The following is a 17239-nucleotide window of genomic DNA, read 5'->3' as shown; positions in this document are numbered from 1 at the left end:
GCTGCGCCGCAACATTTGAAATACCTAAATTGATCGATTCACGCCACTAACATCGCGCCCCGGCCAGTGCTTGGGTACAATTCGACGCTAATTTGATCTCGTATCAGGAACATTTACATGATCGCTTGCCTGCGGCTGCTCTCCGCCCTCTGCCTCGCTGCCCTTCTGGCGGCCTGCGCCAGCTCGCCCTCCTCCAGCCTTGGCGAACTTCCACGGACCCCGGATGCCAGTATCGAGCAGTTGCTCGAACAGGCCACTCAAAGCAAAACCCCGGAAAAAGCCGCCCTGTTGCGCCTGAGTGCAGCAGACCTGGCCTACCGCCAGGGCAATGCCGGCCAGTCCGCGCAGATCCTGCAACAGGTGCCGATGGAGCAACTCAAGCCCGGCCAGCAGATTTTCGCCAGCACTCTGGCGGCCGAACTGGCAATGACGCGCAATCAACCCAAAGCAGCGCTGAGCGCCCTGAGCCACCCGAGCCTGCAGCACCTGGGCGAGCTACCGGTGGAACAGCAGGTCCGTACCGGCACCGTCCACGCCCGCGCCCTCGAGGCCGATGGCCAGACCCTGGCCGCCGCCAAGGAACGGATCTTCATTGCGCCCCTGCTTGAAAACGAAGCGGCGGCGAAAAACCACGAGGCGATCTGGTCGTTGATCGCCTCGCTGCCCACCGATCAACTGCAACCGACCACCACCGACGACCTGGGTGGCTGGCTGAGTTTGGCCCAGGCTGTAAAAACTGCCGGTACGCTGGAACAGCAACAGGCGGCTATCGACAGCTGGCGCGAGCAGAACCCCAAGCACCCGGCCGCGCTCCAGTTGCCGACGCCGCTGGTCAAGCTCAAGGAACTGGCGAGCCAGCCCCTGAGCAAGATCGCCTTGCTGCTGCCCCAGGATGGCCCGCTGTCCTCGGTCGCCAGAGCTTTGCGCGAAGGTTTCATGGCTGCCCACTATCAGGCCCAACAAGCCGGGCAGAACCCGCCAAGCATTCAGTTTTATGACAGCTCGCGCCTGACCTCCCTGGATGATTTCTATCGCAAGGCGCAGGCCGACGGCGTGCAACTGGTGGTCGGCCCGCTGGAAAAACCCTTGGTCAAGCAGCTCAGCACCCGCCCGCAACTGCCGATCACGACCCTCGCGCTCAATTACAGCGAAGGCGAGCAAGGCCCGGCCCAACTGTTCCAGTTTGGCCTGGCCGCGGAAGACGAAGCCCGCGAAGTATCGCGTCGCGCCCGTACGGACGGCCTGCATCGTGCCGCCGTCATGGTGCCAAAAGGTGAATGGGGCGATCGCGTCCTCAAAGCCTTCAGCGAGGACTGGCAGGCCAATGGCGGCACCATCATCGCTGTCGAACGTATCGATCAACCCGTACAACTGGCCCAGCAGATTGCCGACATGTTCCATCTGCGCCAGAGCGAAGGTCGCGCCAAGCGCCTGCAAAGCACAGTCGACACCGCCGTCGCGGCCCAGCCGTCCCGCCGCCAGGACATCGAATTCCTGTTCCTGGCCTCGACCCCGCAACAGGCCCAGCAGATCAAGCCGACCCTGAACTTCCAGTACGCCGGCGACGTACCTGTGTACGCCACCTCGCATGTGTTCAGCGCCAGTGGCGACCAGAATCAGTACAACGACATGAGCGGCGTGCGCTTCTGCGAAACCCCGTGGCTGCTCGATGCCAACGACCCGCTGCGCAAGCAGGTCACCGCCCAGTGGCCCCAGGCCGGCGGTAGCCTGGGTCGGTTGTACGCGATGGGAGCGGATGCTTATCGTCTGGCTCCGCGCCTGGGTCAGCTAAAGACATTACCGGACACCCGCATCGAGGGGTTGTCGGGCAGCCTGGCAGTGTCGCAGTCCCAGCGCGTGCAACGTCAACTGCCGTGGGCCGAATTCGTCAACGGTCAGGTGCAGCGCCTGCCAGACACTCAGCGCTGATGCCTGACCGATCTCGCCAGCAAAGCGGACGGGATGCCGAGAGCCAGGCTCTCGCGCATCTTCAGCAACAAGGTCTGCGGCTGCTGGCGAAGAACTGGCTGTGTAAACGTGGCGAGCTTGATCTGGTCATGCTTGACGGCGATACAGTAGTATTCGTCGAAGTCCGCTACAGAAAAAATACTCAATGGGGTGGCGCGCTCGACAGCATCGATGCACGCAAGCGCCAGAAGCTGGTTTTCGCCGCGCAGTATTTCCTGCAAATCGAGTCTCGCTGGGCCGATCATCCCTGCCGCTTCGACGTGGTTGCCATCGACAGCAACGCCGATCAGTTGAACTGGTTGCAGAATGCCTTCGACAGTTGAACGTCAACACCCATGACGAGCCGAGCCGGACACCTTCACCCAATTTTTGCTCTTTGCTTTGCGCGCCGCACATGCTTGTGCCGATAAGCCGCGCTACTTAAGGTCACACAGATGGACATGCAATCGCGAATTCGCCAGCTTTTTCAGGCCAGTATCGACACCAAGCAACAGGCGATGGACGTACTTGCACCGCACATCGAGCAAGCCAGCCAAGTGATGGTCAACGCCCTGCTCAACGAAGGCAAAATGCTTTCGTGCGGCAATGGCGGTTCTGCCGGCGACGCCCAGCATTTCTCATCGGAGCTGCTCAACCGCTTCGAGCGCGAGCGCCCCAGCCTGCCGGCCATTGCATTGACCACCGACAGCTCGACGATCACCTCGATCGCCAATGACTACAGCTACAACGAAGTGTTCTCCAAACAGATCCGCGCCCTGGGCCAGCCCGGCGATGTGTTGCTGGCGATCTCCACCAGCGGCAACTCGGCCAATATTATTCAGGCGATCCAGGCCGCACATGATCGCGAAATGATTGTCGTAGCATTGACCGGTCGCGATGGCGGCGGCATGGCGTCACTGCTGTTGCCTGAGGACGTCGAGATTCGCGTACCGGCCAATGTCACTGCACGCATTCAGGAAGTCCACCTGCTGGCGATTCATTGTCTTTGCGACTTGATCGACAGCCAACTGTTCGGGAGTGAAGAATGACCCCTAATCGCCTAGGCCTTCTGGCCCTGACCCTGTGCCTCGGCATCAGCGGCTGCACATCGGTGGTTAACGCCAGCCGGGAAAAGCCGATTGAAGACGACCGCGGCACCCGCACCTTCGGCAGCAAGATCGACGATTCGTTGATCGAAACCAAGGCAGGCGTGAACATCGCCAAGGCCGACCCGGACCTGGACAACAACTCGCACATCGTCGTCACCAGCTTCAACGGTGTCGTGCTGCTGGCCGGCCAGACCCCACGCGCGGACCTCAAGGCCAAGGCCGAACAGGCTGCAAGCGCCGTGCAGCGGGTCAAGACCGTGCACAACGAACTGCAGGTCCTGCCACCTTCCTCGTTGCTGGCGCGTCAGAACGATGCCTGGCTGACTACCAAGATCAAGACGCAGATGCTCACCGACGCCAGCATTCCCGGCTCGCGCATCAAGGTCGTGACTGAGAATGGCATCGTCTATCTGCTGGGGCTGCTGACCAAGCAGGAGGCTGCGCAGGCGACCAATCTGGTGCAAGGGGTTTCCGGGGTGCAGAAGATCGTCAAGTTGTTTGAGTACATTGACTGATACTGAACTTCAGGTGCTCAAGAAAAACGGCGCTTCTTCCGAGACGGAAAGCGCCGTTTTTTTTGGCTTCATTTTTTTTTTGGGGGGGGGAGGTTTGATCGGTGTGTATATCCGTTGCTGCGGTAACGGCGGCTTATGGTTCCGCTCTTACAGCGGGTCACTTTTGGAAGAGCGCCAAAAGTAACCAAAAGCGCTTTGCCCCACCACTCGGTGCCTCGCCTAGGCTCGGCATGCCCTCACTCCGGCATTGCTCCGTGGGCCCGCCGCGAAGGGCCATCCATGGCCCAGCGCGGCTACCTCGGCATCCATGCCGAGGTGCCCACTACGCAATACCTGCGTTCGGCCAGCGTGGTTAACGGGGCGCCCCAGATCAAAATCAAAAACGAGGCGGCCTGACAGCCGGCCTGTTCTGGAGCGAACGGGTTTCCCCTGTGGGAGCGAGCTTGCTCGCGAAAGTGGAGGGTCAGTTTGCAGTGATGCTTGGATGTACCGGCGTCATCGCGAGCAGGCTCGCTCCCACAGGTTTTTGTGTCGCTTGCAGATGTGTGAGCCCCCACAAATCAATGTGGGAGCGAGCCTGCTCGCGATAGCGGTAGTTCAGCTAAATAGATACTGGCATCTACCCCGCTCTTGCTCTTGCTCTTGCTCTTGCTCTTGCTCTTGCTCTTGCTCTGCTTTTGATCTTGATCTCGACGCCCCGTTAAACCACGCTGGCCGAACGCAGGCATTGCGCAGTGGGCATCCCGGCATGGATGCCGGGATAGCCGCGCTGGGCCATGGATGGCCCTTCGCGGCGGGCCCACGGAGCAATGCCTTCGTTCGGGCATGCCGAGCCTAGGCGAGGCACCGAGTGGTGGGGCAGAAGCGTTTTGCTTACTTTTGCGCTTCTCAAAAGTGAGCCGCTGTAAGAGCGGAACCATAAGTAGCCGTTACCGCAGAAACGGATATACACACCCACCAACGACACAAAAAAAATGCCCGCATCTCGCGACACAGGCATTCTCTAAACCAACTTGCCAGGCCTTCACACAACCTGTGGCTACATGGCCTTGTGGCACATATCTGCCAGCTATTTCACCACTTTCAAACTAGGCCGCCCGCTAGGACGCGGCGGCTCGTCATCCGGTGGCGGCAGGTCATCATCAGCCTCGAACTCTTCTTCGCCGTCCAACGGCGATTCCAGCTCGAACACCATACCCTGACCATTCTCCCGGGCATAAATCCCCAGGATCGAGGCGATAGGCACGTACAGGGTGTGTGGCACACCCCCGAAACGTCCCTCGAAACTGACCGCATCATTGTCCATGTGCAGGTGACGCACGGCGGCCGGTGATACGTTCAAGACAATTTGCCCATCGTTGGCAAAACCCTGCGGCACCTGCACCGATGGATACTCGGCGTTGACCAGCATGTGCGGGGTGCAATCGTTGTCCACAATCCACTCGTAGAGCGCGCGGACCAGATAAGGTCGACTGGAGTTCATAGCGGCTCCCTAAGCCTTAGCGCATGTCACGTTCGACACCAGACAGACTCGCCTGGAATGCCTCACGCGCAAATTGGCGCTCCATATAATCAAGCAACGGCTTGGCAGGCCGCGGCAGTTCAATACCCAGAATCGGCAAACGCCAGAGTATTGGCAATAGGCAGCAATCCACCAGGCTTTGTTCCTCACTGAGGAAGAATGGCTTGTCGATGAACAGCGGCGATACGCCAGTCAGGCTTTCACGCAATTCTTTGCGCGCCACGACCCGCGCAGGTTCTTTGGTTCGTGAATCCAGGATCAGGTCCACCAACCCGCACCAGTCACGCTGGATGCGATGGATCAGCAAACGGCTGTTGGCCCGCGCAACAGGATATACCGGCAGTAAAGGCGGATGCGGATAACGCTCATCCAGGTATTCCATCACCACTGTCGACTCCCACAATGCCAGGTCACGATCGACCAGCGTGGGCAGGCTGCCGTAAGGGTTCACCTCGATCAGCTTCGGCGGCTGACGGCCCGCTTCGACATAAATGATCTCGGCGCTGACACCCTTCTCTGCCAGTACGATGCGTACCCGGTGGGAGTAGTGGTCGGCGGGGTCGGAGTAACAGGCCAACCGATTGGTCACGCCCATGGCGATCCTCCTCGCTTGTTGAAATTATCGAAAAACGGAAAAACGAGCGCGCCCAAAGGGCGCCTCCCGTAACACCTGGCGGACCAGGTTCGTTACATCCAGAGACGCCCTTGGGCGCGCACGATTAACAGCAACGGTTTACAGCTTTATCAATGCACGTCTTTCCAGTATTCGCGCTTGAGCAGGTAAGCGAATACGAAGAAGAACGCCAAATACAGCAACACATAAGTACCGATGCGCTGATGCTCCAGCTTCACCGGGTTGGCCGAGTAGGCCAGGAAGGTCACCAGATTCTTGACCTTCTCGTCGAACTGCTCTTCAGTCAGGCTGCCGGTGTTAGGCAACACGGTCAACTGGTCGCAGGCTTCGTGAGTCAAAGCGGTGCCGGTCAGCGGATCGTATTGCTTCTTGCCGTCCTCGACGATTTGAACCTGTTTGCAGCCTACCACCTGGCGACCCTGCAGGCCGACCAGAACGTTTGGCATGCCGACGTTCGGGAAGACCTTGTTGTTCACGCCCCAAGGACGCGCAGGATCTTCATAGAACGAACGCAGGTAACCGTAGAGCCAGTCGGTGCCACGCACGCGTGCCACCAGGGTCAGGTCGGGCGGTGCAGCCCCGAACCAGGTCTTGGCGTCTGCCGGCTGCATGCCGATGTTCATGTGATCGCCCAGCTTGGCGCCAGTGAACACCAGCTTCTCGAGCATCAACTCATGGGGAATGCCCAGGTCATCAGCTACGCGCTCGTAACGCTGGAACTTGGCGCTGTGGCAGCCCATGCAGTAGTTGGCGAACGTACGCGCGCCATCCTGCATGGCAGCTTTGTCGGAAACGTCGATGTCGACTTTTTCCAGCTCAGGACCACCGGATGCGGACGCAAAGGACAGTACAGGCATAGCAGCAAGAATCAGTACAGAAAATAGCTTTTTCATCAGCCAGTCACCCTTTCCGGAACCGGTTTGGTCTTCTCGAGCCTGGTGTAGAACGGCATCAGAATGAAGTAGGCGAAGTACAGGAAGGTGCAGACCTGCGACAGCAGTGTCCGGCCCGGCGTTGGAGCGAGTACGCCCAGCACACCCAGGATCACGAACGAGATGCAGAACACCCAGAGCCAGATTTTGCTCAGCCAGCCTTTGTAGCGCATCGACTTGACCGGACTGCGGTCCAGCCACGGCAGGACGAACAGCACGGCGATCGCCGCACCCATGGCGATGACGCCCAGCAGCTTGTCTGGAACCGCCCGCAAAATCGCGTAGAACGGTGTGAAGTACCAGACCGGAGCAATGTGCTCAGGGGTCTTGAAGGCGTTCGCCTGCTCGAAGTTAGGCTTCTCGAGGAAGTAACCACCCATCTCTGGGAAGAAGAACACGATGGAGCAGAAGATGAACAGGAACACTACCACGCCGACGATATCTTTGACGGTGTAGTACGGGTGGAAGGCGATGCCGTCCAGCGGTACACCGTTTTCGTCCTTGTACTTCTTGATGTCCACGCCATCGGGGTTGTTCGAGCCGACTTCGTGCAGCGCCAGGATATGCAGCACCACCAGACCGAGGATCACGATCGGCAGGGCCACCACATGCAAGGCGAAGAAGCGGTTCAGGGTAATGCCCGAGATCAGGTAGTCACCGCGAATCCACTGGGTCAGGTCATCACCGATGACCGGGATTGCACCGAACAGCGAGATGATCACCTGGGCGCCCCAGTAGGACATCTGGCCCCACGGCAGCAGATAGCCCATGAAGGCTTCCGCCATGAGCGCCAGGTAGATCAGCATGCCGAAGACCCACACCAGCTCACGAGGCTTCTGATACGAACCGTAGAGCAGACCACGGAACATATGCAGGTAAACCACGATGAAGAACGCCGAAGCGCCGGTGGAGTGCAGCAGACGCAGGATCGAGCCGTACTCGACGTCACGCATGATGTATTCGACGGAGGCAAACGCTTCTTCCGCCGAAGGGGTGTAACTCATGGTCAGCCAGACACCGGTGACGATCTGGTTGACCAGAACGAGCAATGCCAAGGAGCCAAAGAAGTAGAAGAAGTTGAAGTTTTTCGGAGCGTAATACTTGCTGAGATGGTCTTCCCACATTTTGGTCGCGGGAAAGCGCGCATCAACCCAATCCATGAATTTGCTCATCACGCTGTCTCCGTATCGACGCCAACGACAATGATGTCGTCGGTCTCATAGGAATGCGGGGGAACTGGCAGGTTCAGAGGTGCAGGCTGCGATTTGTAGACGCGACCCGCCAGGTCGTAATGGGAGCCGTGGCAAGGGCAGAAATAACCACCGACCCAGTCCTTGCCCAAGTCGGCAGGGGCTACCTCAGGACGGAACGTTGGCGAGCAACCCAGGTGCGTACAAATCCCGATCAGCAGCAGGACTTGCGGCTTGATCGAGCGTGTCTCCGGATCGACATAGGTCGGTTGCGTCGAGTTCTTGGAGGTAGGGTCAGACAACTGGCCCTCGATCTTTTTCAGATTCCCCAGGATTTCCTCTGTACGGCGGACGATGAACACCGGCTGACCGCGCCACTCAGCAATCATCTGCTGGCCTGGCTCGATCTTGCTGACATCCACTTTCACCGGTGCACCTGCGGCTTTCGCCTTGGCACTGGGAAACCATGACCCCACGAACGGGACCGCAGCCCCCACCGCTCCTGCAGCACCCACCACGGATGTGGCTGCTACCAGGAAGCGACGCCGGCCTGCATTCACGCCGTCATTGCTCATTCAGTCCTCTCCCATCAGCTTTGTGGCCTGTTAAATCAGGCGTCTACTAAGTAAAAATCTGAACTTATAAAAATTTTGCCGAATGGTAATGAAAAGCCCCAGTTCTGACAAGGTAATTACCAAGCGACCCAACCGCCAAGCCTTGTAGTATAGGGGCTTCACGGATGTGGCAAGTTGTCACAGCATAAATCTTTCGCGCATAAAAAAACGCCCAGCTCCGTGAGGAACTGGGCGCCTTTTGAACGCGAAAGCGAAATTAACGCTTCGAGTACTGCGGACGCTTACGCGCTTTACGCAGACCGACTTTCTTACGTTCAACTTCACGAGCATCGCGAGTTACGAAGCCGGCTTTGCGCAGTGCACCGCGCAGAGTTTCGTCGTAATCCATCAGGGCGCGAGTGATGCCGTGGCGGATTGCGCCAGCCTGACCACTTACACCACCACCGATAACAGTGACGTAGATGTCGAATTTTTCGACGGTCTCGGTCAGTTCCAGCGGCTGACGAACTACCATGCGGGCAGTTTCGCGGCCGAAGAAGTTATCCAGGGAGCGGTTGTTGATGGAGATGTTACCAGTGCCCGGACGCAGGAAAACGCGTGCGGTTGCAGTCTTGCGACGGCCAGTGCCGTAATTTTGAGTCGCCGACATAATGAACTATTCCGTTAAAACTTCAGTTCTTGGGGCTGCTGAGCAGTATGAGGGTGAGCAGCGCCCGCATAAACCTTCAGCTTACGATACATGTCGCGACCCAGTGGGTTTTTAGGCAGCATGCCTTTAACCGCGGTCTCGATCACGCGCTCAGGGGCTTTGGCGATCAGCTTTTCGAAGTTGATCGACTTGATGCCGCCAGGAAAACCGGAGTGGGAGTAGTACATTTTGTCAGTGGTTTTAGCGCCAGTAACACGTACTTGCTCAGCGTTGATGACGACGATGTAGTCACCGGTGTCGACGTGAGGGGTGTACTCAGGCTTGTGCTTGCCACGCAGACGGCTCGCGATTTCGGTGGCCAGACGACCCAGGGTCTGACCAGCAGCGTCGACGACAAACCAGTCGCGCTTTACTGTTTCCGGTTTAGCAGTAAAAGTTTTCATTCTTTATAGCCTCAGGGGCCGCCCTGTAAATTAGACGGCGGATCTTACTGAATAGTGCGTACTTTGACAAGTCAAAGGCAGCCGGATACAGACGCTTTCGGGGGCTCGGGTCGGCGCGTCCGTTCAACGGCAAGATTCTTCGGCGGCGGCGCATCACTTCCACTGCAGAAAGAGGTGCGCAATTATGCAGATTGCGAAAAATAATTCAACCTGCTTTTATGATTGTTTTGCCCAAGGAGTTCCCGATGGATTATCGCCAGCTAGGCCGTACCGATCTAAACGTGAGCGCCCTGTGCCTCGGAACCATGACCTGGGGTGAGCAGAACAGCGAGGCCGAGGCCTTCGCCCAGATCGAACGCGCCAAGGGTGCCGGGATCAATTTCATCGACACCGCCGAGATGTATCCGGTACCGCCCAAGGCCGAGACCTACGCCACCACCGAGCGCTACATCGGCAATTACTTCAAGAGCCGCGGCGACCGTGCCGACTGGATCCTGGCGAGCAAGATCGCGGGCCCCGGCAACACCATCGACTACATCCGCGACAAAAACCTCAAGCACAACCGCCGCCATATCGTCGAAGCGGTGGACGCCAGCCTCAAGCGCCTGCAGACCGACTGGATCGATCTCTACCAACTGCACTGGCCGGAACGCAGCACCAATTTCTTCGGCCAGTTGGGCTACCAGCACAAGGCCGACGAAGATTTCACCCCGCTGGAGGAAACCCTCGAGGCCCTGGACGAGCAGGTGCGGGCCGGCAAGATCCGCCACATCGGCCTGTCCAACGAAACGCCGTGGGGCACCATGAAGTTCCTCGCCCTGGCCGAAGCCCGTGGCTGGCCGCGGGCAGTGTCGATCCAGAACCCCTACAACCTGCTCAACCGCAGTTTCGAGATCGGGCTTTCGGAAATCGCCATCCGCGAACAGTGTGGCCTGCTGGCTTACTCGCCATTAGCGTTCGGTTTCCTGTCGGGCAAGTATGAAGGCGGCGCACGGCCAGCCAAGGGCCGCCTGACGCTCTACAGCCGCTTCATGCGCTATTTCAATCCACAATCGGAAGCCGCATGCAGTCGTTATGTGGCCCTGGCGCGGGAACACGGCCTGGACCCGGCACAGATGGCCCTGGCCTTCGTTACCCGACAACCATTCGTGACCAGCAACATCATTGGCGCCACCACGCTGGAGCAACTGGACAGCAACATCGCCAGCTTCGACCTGAAGCTGTCCGATGAAGTGCTGGCGGGGATCGAGGCGATTCACAAGGATCAGCCGAACCCGGCGCCTTGATCAGTTCATAGCCCCCATCGCGAGCAGGCTCGCTCCCACATGGGCTCTGTGTCGATCACAATGTTGTGGTCAGACATAAATCCAATGTGGGAGCGAGCCTGCTCGCGATAGCGGTCTAACAGTCACTACGACATCAAAGCGACCGCGCAATAATTTCCTTCATGATTTCATTGGTCCCGGCATAGATGCGCTGCACCCGCGCGTCGGCCCACGCCCGGGCGACCGGGTATTCCCACATGAACCCGTAGCCGCCATGCAGCTGCACGCATTCGTCGAGCACCTTGCACTGCAGGTCAGTGCCCCAGTACTTGGCCATCGCCGCCGTCGGCACGTCGAGCTTGCCTTGCAGATGCAGTTCCAGGCAGCGGTCGACGAAGACCCGACCGATCTGGATCTCGGTCGCCATTTCCGCCAGTTTGAACCGGGTGTTCTGGAAGTCCGCGATGGATTTACCAAAAGCCTTGCGCTCGCGGGTGTAGTCCAGCGTCCATTGCAGCGCCGCTTCGGCCGACGCCAGGCCACCAATAGCCACCGTCAGGCGTTCCTGGGGCAGTTCCTGCATCAGGTAGGCAAAGCCCATCCCGGCCTGCCCCAGCAGGTTTTCCTTGGGCACGCGAACATCCTGGAAAAACAGCTCCGAAGTGTCCTGAGCCTTCATCCCGACCTTCTCCAGGCGCTTGCCTTTTTCGAAGCCAGGCGTACCCGCCTCCACCAGGAACAGACTGGTGCCCTTGGCGCCTGCTTTCGGATCGGTCTTGGCAACCACGATCACCAGATCGGCCAGAAAGCCGTTGGTGATAAAGGTCTTCGAGCCGTTGATGATGTACTCATCACCCTCCAGCACCGCCGTGGTCTTCACGCCTTGCAGGTCGGAACCGGCGCCCGGCTCGGTCATAGCGATGGCCGTGACCATCTCACCAGACACCAGTTTGGGCAGGTACTTGTGTTTCAGCGCTTCACTGCCGTAGTGCAGGATGTAGGGCGCAACGATGTCGGAGTGCAGCGAGAAGCCAATGCCCGTCAGCCCCAATCTTCCGATTTCTTCAATCACCACGGTGCTGTAGAGAAAATCGGCATCCAGCCCGCCATAAGCCTCTGGCAGATGCGAGCACAACATCCCCGCCTCCCCCGCCTTGTTCCACAACTGACGATCCACATGACCCTGTTTTTCCCACTGGCTGTGGTACGGCACCGCTTCTTTTTCGAGGAAGGTTCGTACGCTGTCGCGAAACAGTTCGTGTTCGGAACTGAACAGGGTTCTGGGGATCATGGGACACCTTTGCATTATTGTTCGATGGGGTTATCCAACAGAGCCTAAGCCTGCGAGGGATGACAGGACACTGGACACATCCGACAAAAAATAAGACGATCCAGCCGTCTGGTGACCACTTTCCCCTATAAAAATAAAGATCAACTATGTCCAAGCACATCTCCACGCCCTTGCGGCGCGTCAGCATTCTGGCTATCGACCGGGTTTTCGCTTCCACCCTCATGCAAGCCAAGGATTTTTTCCACCTGGCCAGCCTGCGCTACGGCAAACAACTGGGCCACGGCCTGACACCGGCGTTCGAAACGCGGCTGGTCAGCCCCGACGGCAAACCGGTGAACAGCTTCAGCGACGTGATCATGCCGGTGGACGGCGGCCTGGAAAATACCGATGTGATCATCCTCCCGGCTTTTTGGGATGATTTCGCCACCCTCTGCGAACGTTACCCGCAGGTCCTGCCCTGGCTGCGGGAACAGCATGCCCGTGGCGCAGTGCTCTGCGGCGAGGCGACCGGGGTGTTCTGGCTGGCCGAGGCCGGGCTGCTCGATGGCAAGGAGGCCACCACGTACTGGCGTTTCTTCAACGCCTTCAAGGAGCGCTTCCCCCAGGTCCACCTGAACCAGGACAAGCACCTGACCGACGCCGACAACCTGTTCTGCGCCGGCGGCACGACCTCGGCCTGCGACCTCTATATCTACCTCATCGAACGGTTCTGCGGCGCCAACGTGGCCCAGGCCGTGGCACGAGACATTCTCTATGAAGTGCAGCGCAGCTACTCACCGGGAAGAATCGGTTTCGGGGGCCAGAAACTGCATCAGGATGTGATCATCCTGCAGATCCAGCACTGGCTCGAAGAACACTTCGCCGACAAGTTCCGCTTTGAGGACGTCGCTCGGGAGCACGGTATGAGCATCCGCAACTTCATGCGCCGCTTCCAGACTGCCACGGGGGACAAACCGCTGCATTACCTGCAACGGCTGCGTATAGAAACCGCCAAGGGCTTGTTGTCCGGCAGCCGCAAAAGCATCAAGACCATCAGCTATGAAGTCGGCTACGACGATGCAAGCTTCTTCGCACGGCTGTTCCGCCAACATACCGAGTTATCGCCGAACCAGTATCGACAGCAATTTCAGCAGGCGGCGTGAATCAAGGGTTGAATACAGTCCAATGTGGGAGCGAGCCTGCTCGCGATAGCGGTGTGGCAGCCAGCATAGATGTTGACTGATACACCGCTATCGCGAGCAGGCTCGCTCCCACAGGGTTATGCGGTGCGCCGTTGAGCTCGCACGCGCAAAAAAGGCCTGCAATTGCAGGCCTTTTTTTATCCGAACCGGATTACGGCTTATGCGCCCGCGCCAGGAATTCGTGTGATTGCATTTCCAGCAACCGACTCAAGGTTCGCTGGAACTCAAAGGTCAGGCGACCGCCGGTGTAGAGATCCTTGAGTTCGACTTCGGCCGAAATGATCAGCTTCACGTTACGGTCGTAGAACTCGTCGACCATGTTGATGAACCGGCGGGCAATGTCGTCGGTGGTGACGCTCATTTGCTCCACGTTGCTGAGCAGTACCGCGTGGAAGATCTTGCCCAGCTCGATGTAGTCGTTCTGGCTACGAGGGCCATCGCACAGTTCACGAAAGTCGAACCAAGCCACGTCATCGCAGGTCCGCACGGCGCGGATCTGGCGATTCTCGATGACCAACACATCATTTTCGACCGCCTGGGTGCATTCCGGCGTCAGGGCCCGGAAGCTCTTGCGCAGGCTTTCTTCAGCCGCGGCGTCCAGGGGGAAGTGAAACAGCTCCGCCTGCTCCAGGTGACGCAGGCGATAGTCCACACCGCTGTCGACGTTGACGATGTCGGTGTGTTCCTTGATCAGCGCAATGGCCGGCAGGAAGCGCGCGCGTTGCAGGCCGTCCTTGTAAAGGCCGTCCGGCACGATGTTCGAGGTGGCGACCAAAGTCACGCCGTTCTTGAACAACTCCTCCATCAAGGTGCCGAGAATCATGGCGTCGGTGATGTCGGAAACGAAAAACTCATCGAAGCAGATCACCCGCGTCTCGTCGGAGAACCGCTTGGCGATGATGGTCAGCGGGTTCTTCTCGCCGCCCAGCGTCTTCATTTCTTCATGCACACGCTTCATGAAGCGGTGGAAGTGCGTCCGTGTCTTCTCCTTGAACGGCAACGCCTCGAAGAAGGTGTCGACCAGGTAGGTTTTGCCACGGCCGACACCGCCCCAGAAATACAGGCCCTTGACCGGGACCTGATCCTTCTTGCCGAACAGTTTGCCCAACAAGCCCGGCTTGTTGTTCGACGCGGCGACCAGATCGTCGTACAGGCGCTGCAAATGCCGCACTGCCGTTTCCTGGGCTGCGTCGTGGAAAAACTCCGGGCGTTTCAGATCAGCTTGATATCGTTCTAGGGGCGTCATATTCGTTAGCAAGGCAACAAAAACGGGCCGTCACTGTAGCGACGGCCCGCGGGAATGGCAATCGGCCCTTATTCGAGCCGATGGTCGGAATAGCCCCGGTTCAGTCCTGAACTGGCGTCAGGGCCACGCGCAAAGCCTCGATGGCAGCATCCCGAGCGGCGCTGTCCGCAAAGGCCGGACTGTCGGCCACACAGGCGCCGTCAAGCCAGACACTGAAGCTCAGCTCGTCGCTGCGCACGTCCAGTGGCTGGCCGGCTTGCAGTTGCTTGGTGACCTGGCCCGCGGTCTTGCCATCGGCAAAATTGCGCGACAACACCAATTGCTCGCCATCGGCGGCCAGCAGACGGAAGCGGAAACTGCCGTCGTCTTCGCGAAAGCTCACGAAACGTGCGGCTTTGGCCACTTTCTTTTTCGTACTGGTCGCCACCTGAACCTGGCTGACAAACGAACGCAGGCCGACGGCTTCGCGCAGTTCGTTGAGGAACGGTGTGGCCACGGCCCGGGCTTTTTTCGCACCCAGTTGCAGGATGTCTTCAAGGTCCGCCGGGCGTTCGATCAACTGGTGATAACGTTCGCGGGACTCGCCCAGTTCACTGTCGAGCAATTGGAACAGGCGGTTCTTGGCTTCGCCCCAACCCAGGCCCTGCAGCAGTTCGCTGCGGAACTCGTCGGACTGCGCTGGCGTGGCGAAGGCCTGGAACAAGGTGAACAGGTGGGAGTTGTCCGGATCCTTGGCTTCGCCCGGTGCGCGGGAGTCGGTGACGATCCGCGAGATCGCGTCCTTCATGTCCTTGGCGCTGCTGAACAACGGGATGGTGTTGTCGTAGCTCTTGGACATCTTGCGGCCATCAAGGCCCGGCAGGGTGGCGACGCTCTCCTCGATCAGCGCCTCGGGCATGGTGAAAAACTCCTTGCCCTGGCCGAACAGATGGTTGAAGCGCTGGCCGATGTCGCGGGCCATTTCCACGTGCTGGATCTGGTCGCGACCGACCGGCACCTTGTGGGCGTTGAACATCAGGATGTCCGCGGCCATCAGCACCGGGTAGCTGTACAGCCCCATGGTGATGCCGGCATCCGGGTCTTCGCCGGCCTCGACGTTTTTGTCCACCGACGCCTTGTAGGCGTGGGCGCGATTGAGCAGCCCCTTGGCGGCGACGCAGGTCAGCAGCCAGGTCAGTTCCGGAATTTCGGGAATGTCGGACTGGCGATAGAAGGTCACGCGGTCCACATCCAGGCCACCGGCAAGCCAGGTCGCTGCGATTTCCAGGCGCGAGCGCTGGATGCGCAACGGGTCATCGCATTTGATCAAGGCGTGGTAGTCGGCCAGGAAATAGAACGAATCGGCGTTGGTGTCGCGGCTGGCGAGGATCGCCGGACGGATAGCGCCGGCGTAGTTGCCCAGGTGCGGGGTGCCGGTGGTGGTGATGCCGGTCAGGATGCGGGTACGAGTCGTCATGGGTTATCGCTTGTCAGACTGCTGTCAATTCGAGAGGCGCGGCAGGAGCAGATCCTTGAGATCGGTCAGCTTGCCATGGAAAAAGTGCCCGCATTCTGCCACTTTCAGCAGCTCATGGGGGCGCTGGAGCGCGTCCGACCATTGGTAAACCAGCTGGGGGTCGACCACTTCGTCGGTTTCCGGCTGGATCACGGTCAACTCGCCGCTCATCGGCAAGGGCGATTGCGCGTCCAGGCGCATCACCGCCGGGGCCACCATGAACAGGTGCTTGGGTGGCTGGCCCTGGGCTTCCAGACGTCCGCCAAGGCTTGCGGCAACGAAGCCGCCAAACGAGAAACCGAACAGGGTGAGCGGCAGTTGCGGGTATTTTTCCCGCAACCAATCGGCTGCAGCCTGGGCGTCGTCGACTTCGCCGGTGCCCATGTCATGGCTGCCGGCACTGGCGCCGACCCCGCGATAATTGAAACGCAACGTAACCAGGCCAGCATCACGGGCAGTGCGTTGCAAGGTCGAGACGACTTTGTTGAGCATGGTCCCGCCCTGCACCGGGTTGGGGTGGCAGATCAGCGCCAGGCCACGGGGCGCTTCGCTGTCCAGGTACAAGGCTTCCAGTTGGCCCACGGGGCCATCAATGACTACAGGGGTTTCGCGCATAAGCAAGGGAAAGAACTCCGTGACCCCGAATAGGGTCGACTCGTCTAGCTAAAAGTCTGTGCCTGGCATGATTGCGATGTTCTTCGCGGTATACAGCGCAGGTCCGAGCCGTTAACGTAAAGCAAAGCCGTTTATAGAGGAAGGACTCGTGGAACACTCGCTCTTAGTTTGGCTGTTGCCGACTCTTGCCCTGGTTGCCGGTGTCGCCATTGGATTCCTGCTTGCCCGACTGCTGCCCAATGCGGTGCCTAACAGCACGCAACGTCAGCTGGACGACATTCAGGAACGTTTCGACAGTTATCAGAATGAAGTGGTCACTCACTTCAACAGCACCGCTTCTCTGGTGAAAAAACTCACTCAGAGCTACCAGGACGTCCAGGATCATTTGTCCGAGGGTGCCAATCGCCTGGCCCTCGACGAGCAGACTCGCCAACGCCTGCTGGCCGCCCTGCACGCTGATGCGGCGCAGACGCCTCGGGAACGCCTGACCCCGCCAAAAGAGGTCCAGGAACCGCCCCGGGACTACGCCCCCAAGGCCCCCAATTCACCCGGCATGCTCGATGAGCATTACGGTTTGAAGAAGTAATCTCCAAGCGACACCCAAAAGCCCGCCCGATCGCATGATCGGGC

The 17239-nt window shown here is 59.1% G+C and carries 18 protein-coding genes; 7 read left to right on the top strand and 11 right to left on the bottom strand.

The genetic code is table 11. The annotated features are described in order from the left end of the window. The first annotated feature begins 117 nt into the window (after positions 1 to 117). From HQ912_RS06145 to HQ912_RS06130, 4 genes are all read left to right on the top strand, one after another. On the top strand, positions 118 to 1929 hold the full coding sequence (locus tag HQ912_RS06145; RefSeq protein WP_107321907.1) for a penicillin-binding protein activator: 1812 nt from the start codon (positions 118 to 120) through the stop codon (positions 1927 to 1929). Then, positions 1929 to 2291, top strand: a complete 363-nt coding sequence (locus HQ912_RS06140) for a YraN family protein (protein ID WP_047228808.1) — start codon at positions 1929 to 1931, stop codon at positions 2289 to 2291. Before HQ912_RS06145 ends, HQ912_RS06140 begins: the two co-directional genes overlap by 1 nt. Before the next feature lie 111 nt (positions 2292 to 2402). Beyond that, a complete protein-coding gene (locus tag HQ912_RS06135; protein ID WP_007928463.1) occupies positions 2403 to 2996 on the top strand; it encodes a phosphoheptose isomerase in 594 nt (197 codons plus the stop codon). After that, entirely contained in the window at positions 2993 to 3571 is a 579-nt protein-coding gene (locus HQ912_RS06130; protein WP_047228807.1) for a BON domain-containing protein, read from the top strand. The genes HQ912_RS06135 and HQ912_RS06130 overlap by 4 nt, the downstream gene beginning before the upstream one ends. Positions 3572 to 4640: 1069 nt before the next feature. Here HQ912_RS06130 and HQ912_RS06125 read toward each other — a convergent pair. From HQ912_RS06125 to rplM, 7 genes are all read right to left on the bottom strand, one after another. Beyond that, a complete protein-coding gene (locus HQ912_RS06125) occupies positions 4641 to 5054 on the bottom strand; it encodes a ClpXP protease specificity-enhancing factor (RefSeq protein ID WP_047228570.1) in 414 nt (137 codons plus the stop codon). Positions 5055 to 5070: 16 nt separating this feature from the next. Beyond that, the gene (locus HQ912_RS06120) at positions 5071 to 5688 is read right to left on the bottom strand and encodes a glutathione S-transferase N-terminal domain-containing protein (RefSeq protein ID WP_047228571.1); all 618 of its coding nucleotides are present in this window, start codon (positions 5686 to 5688) and stop codon (positions 5071 to 5073) included. Positions 5689 to 5837: 149 nt separating this feature from the next. After that, complete coding sequence (locus HQ912_RS06115; protein ID WP_047228572.1) at positions 5838 to 6620, bottom strand: cytochrome c1; 783 nt, start codon at positions 6618 to 6620, stop codon at positions 5838 to 5840. Then, the gene (locus HQ912_RS06110) at positions 6620 to 7831 is read right to left on the bottom strand and encodes a cytochrome b (RefSeq protein WP_047228573.1); all 1212 of its coding nucleotides are present in this window, start codon (positions 7829 to 7831) and stop codon (positions 6620 to 6622) included. The genes HQ912_RS06115 and HQ912_RS06110 overlap by 1 nt, the downstream gene beginning before the upstream one ends. Then, a complete protein-coding gene (gene petA, locus HQ912_RS06105; protein WP_047228574.1) occupies positions 7831 to 8424 on the bottom strand; it encodes a ubiquinol-cytochrome c reductase iron-sulfur subunit in 594 nt (197 codons plus the stop codon). Before petA ends, HQ912_RS06110 begins: the two co-directional genes overlap by 1 nt. Before the next feature lie 256 nt (positions 8425 to 8680). Continuing rightward, on the bottom strand, positions 8681 to 9073 hold the full coding sequence (gene rpsI / locus HQ912_RS06100) for a 30S ribosomal protein S9 (protein ID WP_003205364.1): 393 nt from the start codon (positions 9071 to 9073) through the stop codon (positions 8681 to 8683). 14 nt (positions 9074 to 9087) lie between these two features. Then, positions 9088 to 9516 carry a 50S ribosomal protein L13 gene (rplM, locus tag HQ912_RS06095; protein WP_003205365.1) on the bottom strand — a complete coding sequence of 143 codons (429 nt, stop codon included), beginning with the start codon at positions 9514 to 9516 and terminating at the stop codon, positions 9088 to 9090. Between the two features lie 245 nt (positions 9517 to 9761). Between rplM and HQ912_RS06090 the strand changes: the two genes are divergently transcribed. Continuing rightward, positions 9762 to 10802, top strand: coding sequence for an NADP(H)-dependent aldo-keto reductase (locus HQ912_RS06090; protein ID WP_047228575.1), 1041 nt, complete (start codon positions 9762 to 9764; stop codon positions 10800 to 10802). A gap of 133 nt (positions 10803 to 10935) precedes the next feature. On the opposite strand, the gene HQ912_RS06085 is transcribed toward HQ912_RS06090, so the two are convergent. Then, complete coding sequence (locus HQ912_RS06085; protein WP_047228576.1) at positions 10936 to 12072, bottom strand: acyl-CoA dehydrogenase family protein; 1137 nt, start codon at positions 12070 to 12072, stop codon at positions 10936 to 10938. 245 nt (positions 12073 to 12317) lie between these two features. Here HQ912_RS06085 and HQ912_RS06080 point away from each other — a divergent pair, with 245 nt between their 5' ends. Beyond that, a complete protein-coding gene (locus HQ912_RS06080) occupies positions 12318 to 13214 on the top strand; it encodes a GlxA family transcriptional regulator (protein WP_171061317.1) in 897 nt (298 codons plus the stop codon). Between the two features lie 190 nt (positions 13215 to 13404). Here the strand turns inward: HQ912_RS06080 and zapE are convergent, their stop codons facing one another. From zapE to HQ912_RS06065, 3 genes are all read right to left on the bottom strand, one after another. Next, positions 13405 to 14499, bottom strand: a complete 1095-nt coding sequence (gene zapE / locus HQ912_RS06075; RefSeq protein WP_047228578.1) for a cell division protein ZapE — start codon at positions 14497 to 14499, stop codon at positions 13405 to 13407. A 100-nt stretch (positions 14500 to 14599) separates the two neighbouring features. After that, complete coding sequence (locus HQ912_RS06070; RefSeq protein WP_139049179.1) at positions 14600 to 15955, bottom strand: tryptophan--tRNA ligase; 1356 nt, start codon at positions 15953 to 15955, stop codon at positions 14600 to 14602. Between the two features lie 24 nt (positions 15956 to 15979). Continuing rightward, positions 15980 to 16609 carry an alpha/beta hydrolase gene (locus tag HQ912_RS06065; RefSeq protein WP_047228580.1) on the bottom strand — a complete coding sequence of 210 codons (630 nt, stop codon included), beginning with the start codon at positions 16607 to 16609 and terminating at the stop codon, positions 15980 to 15982. A 148-nt stretch (positions 16610 to 16757) separates the two neighbouring features. Here HQ912_RS06065 and HQ912_RS06060 point away from each other — a divergent pair, with 148 nt between their 5' ends. Then, entirely contained in the window at positions 16758 to 17195 is a 438-nt protein-coding gene (locus HQ912_RS06060; RefSeq protein WP_047228581.1) for a YhcB family protein, read from the top strand. Positions 17196 to 17239: the final 44 nt, after the last annotated feature.

The sequence above is a fragment of the Pseudomonas sp. MPDS genome, from assembly GCF_013283895.1.
Classification (GTDB): domain Bacteria; phylum Pseudomonadota; class Gammaproteobacteria; order Pseudomonadales; family Pseudomonadaceae; genus Aquipseudomonas; species Aquipseudomonas rhizophila.
This window is presented reverse-complemented; position numbering and strand designations above follow the sequence as displayed.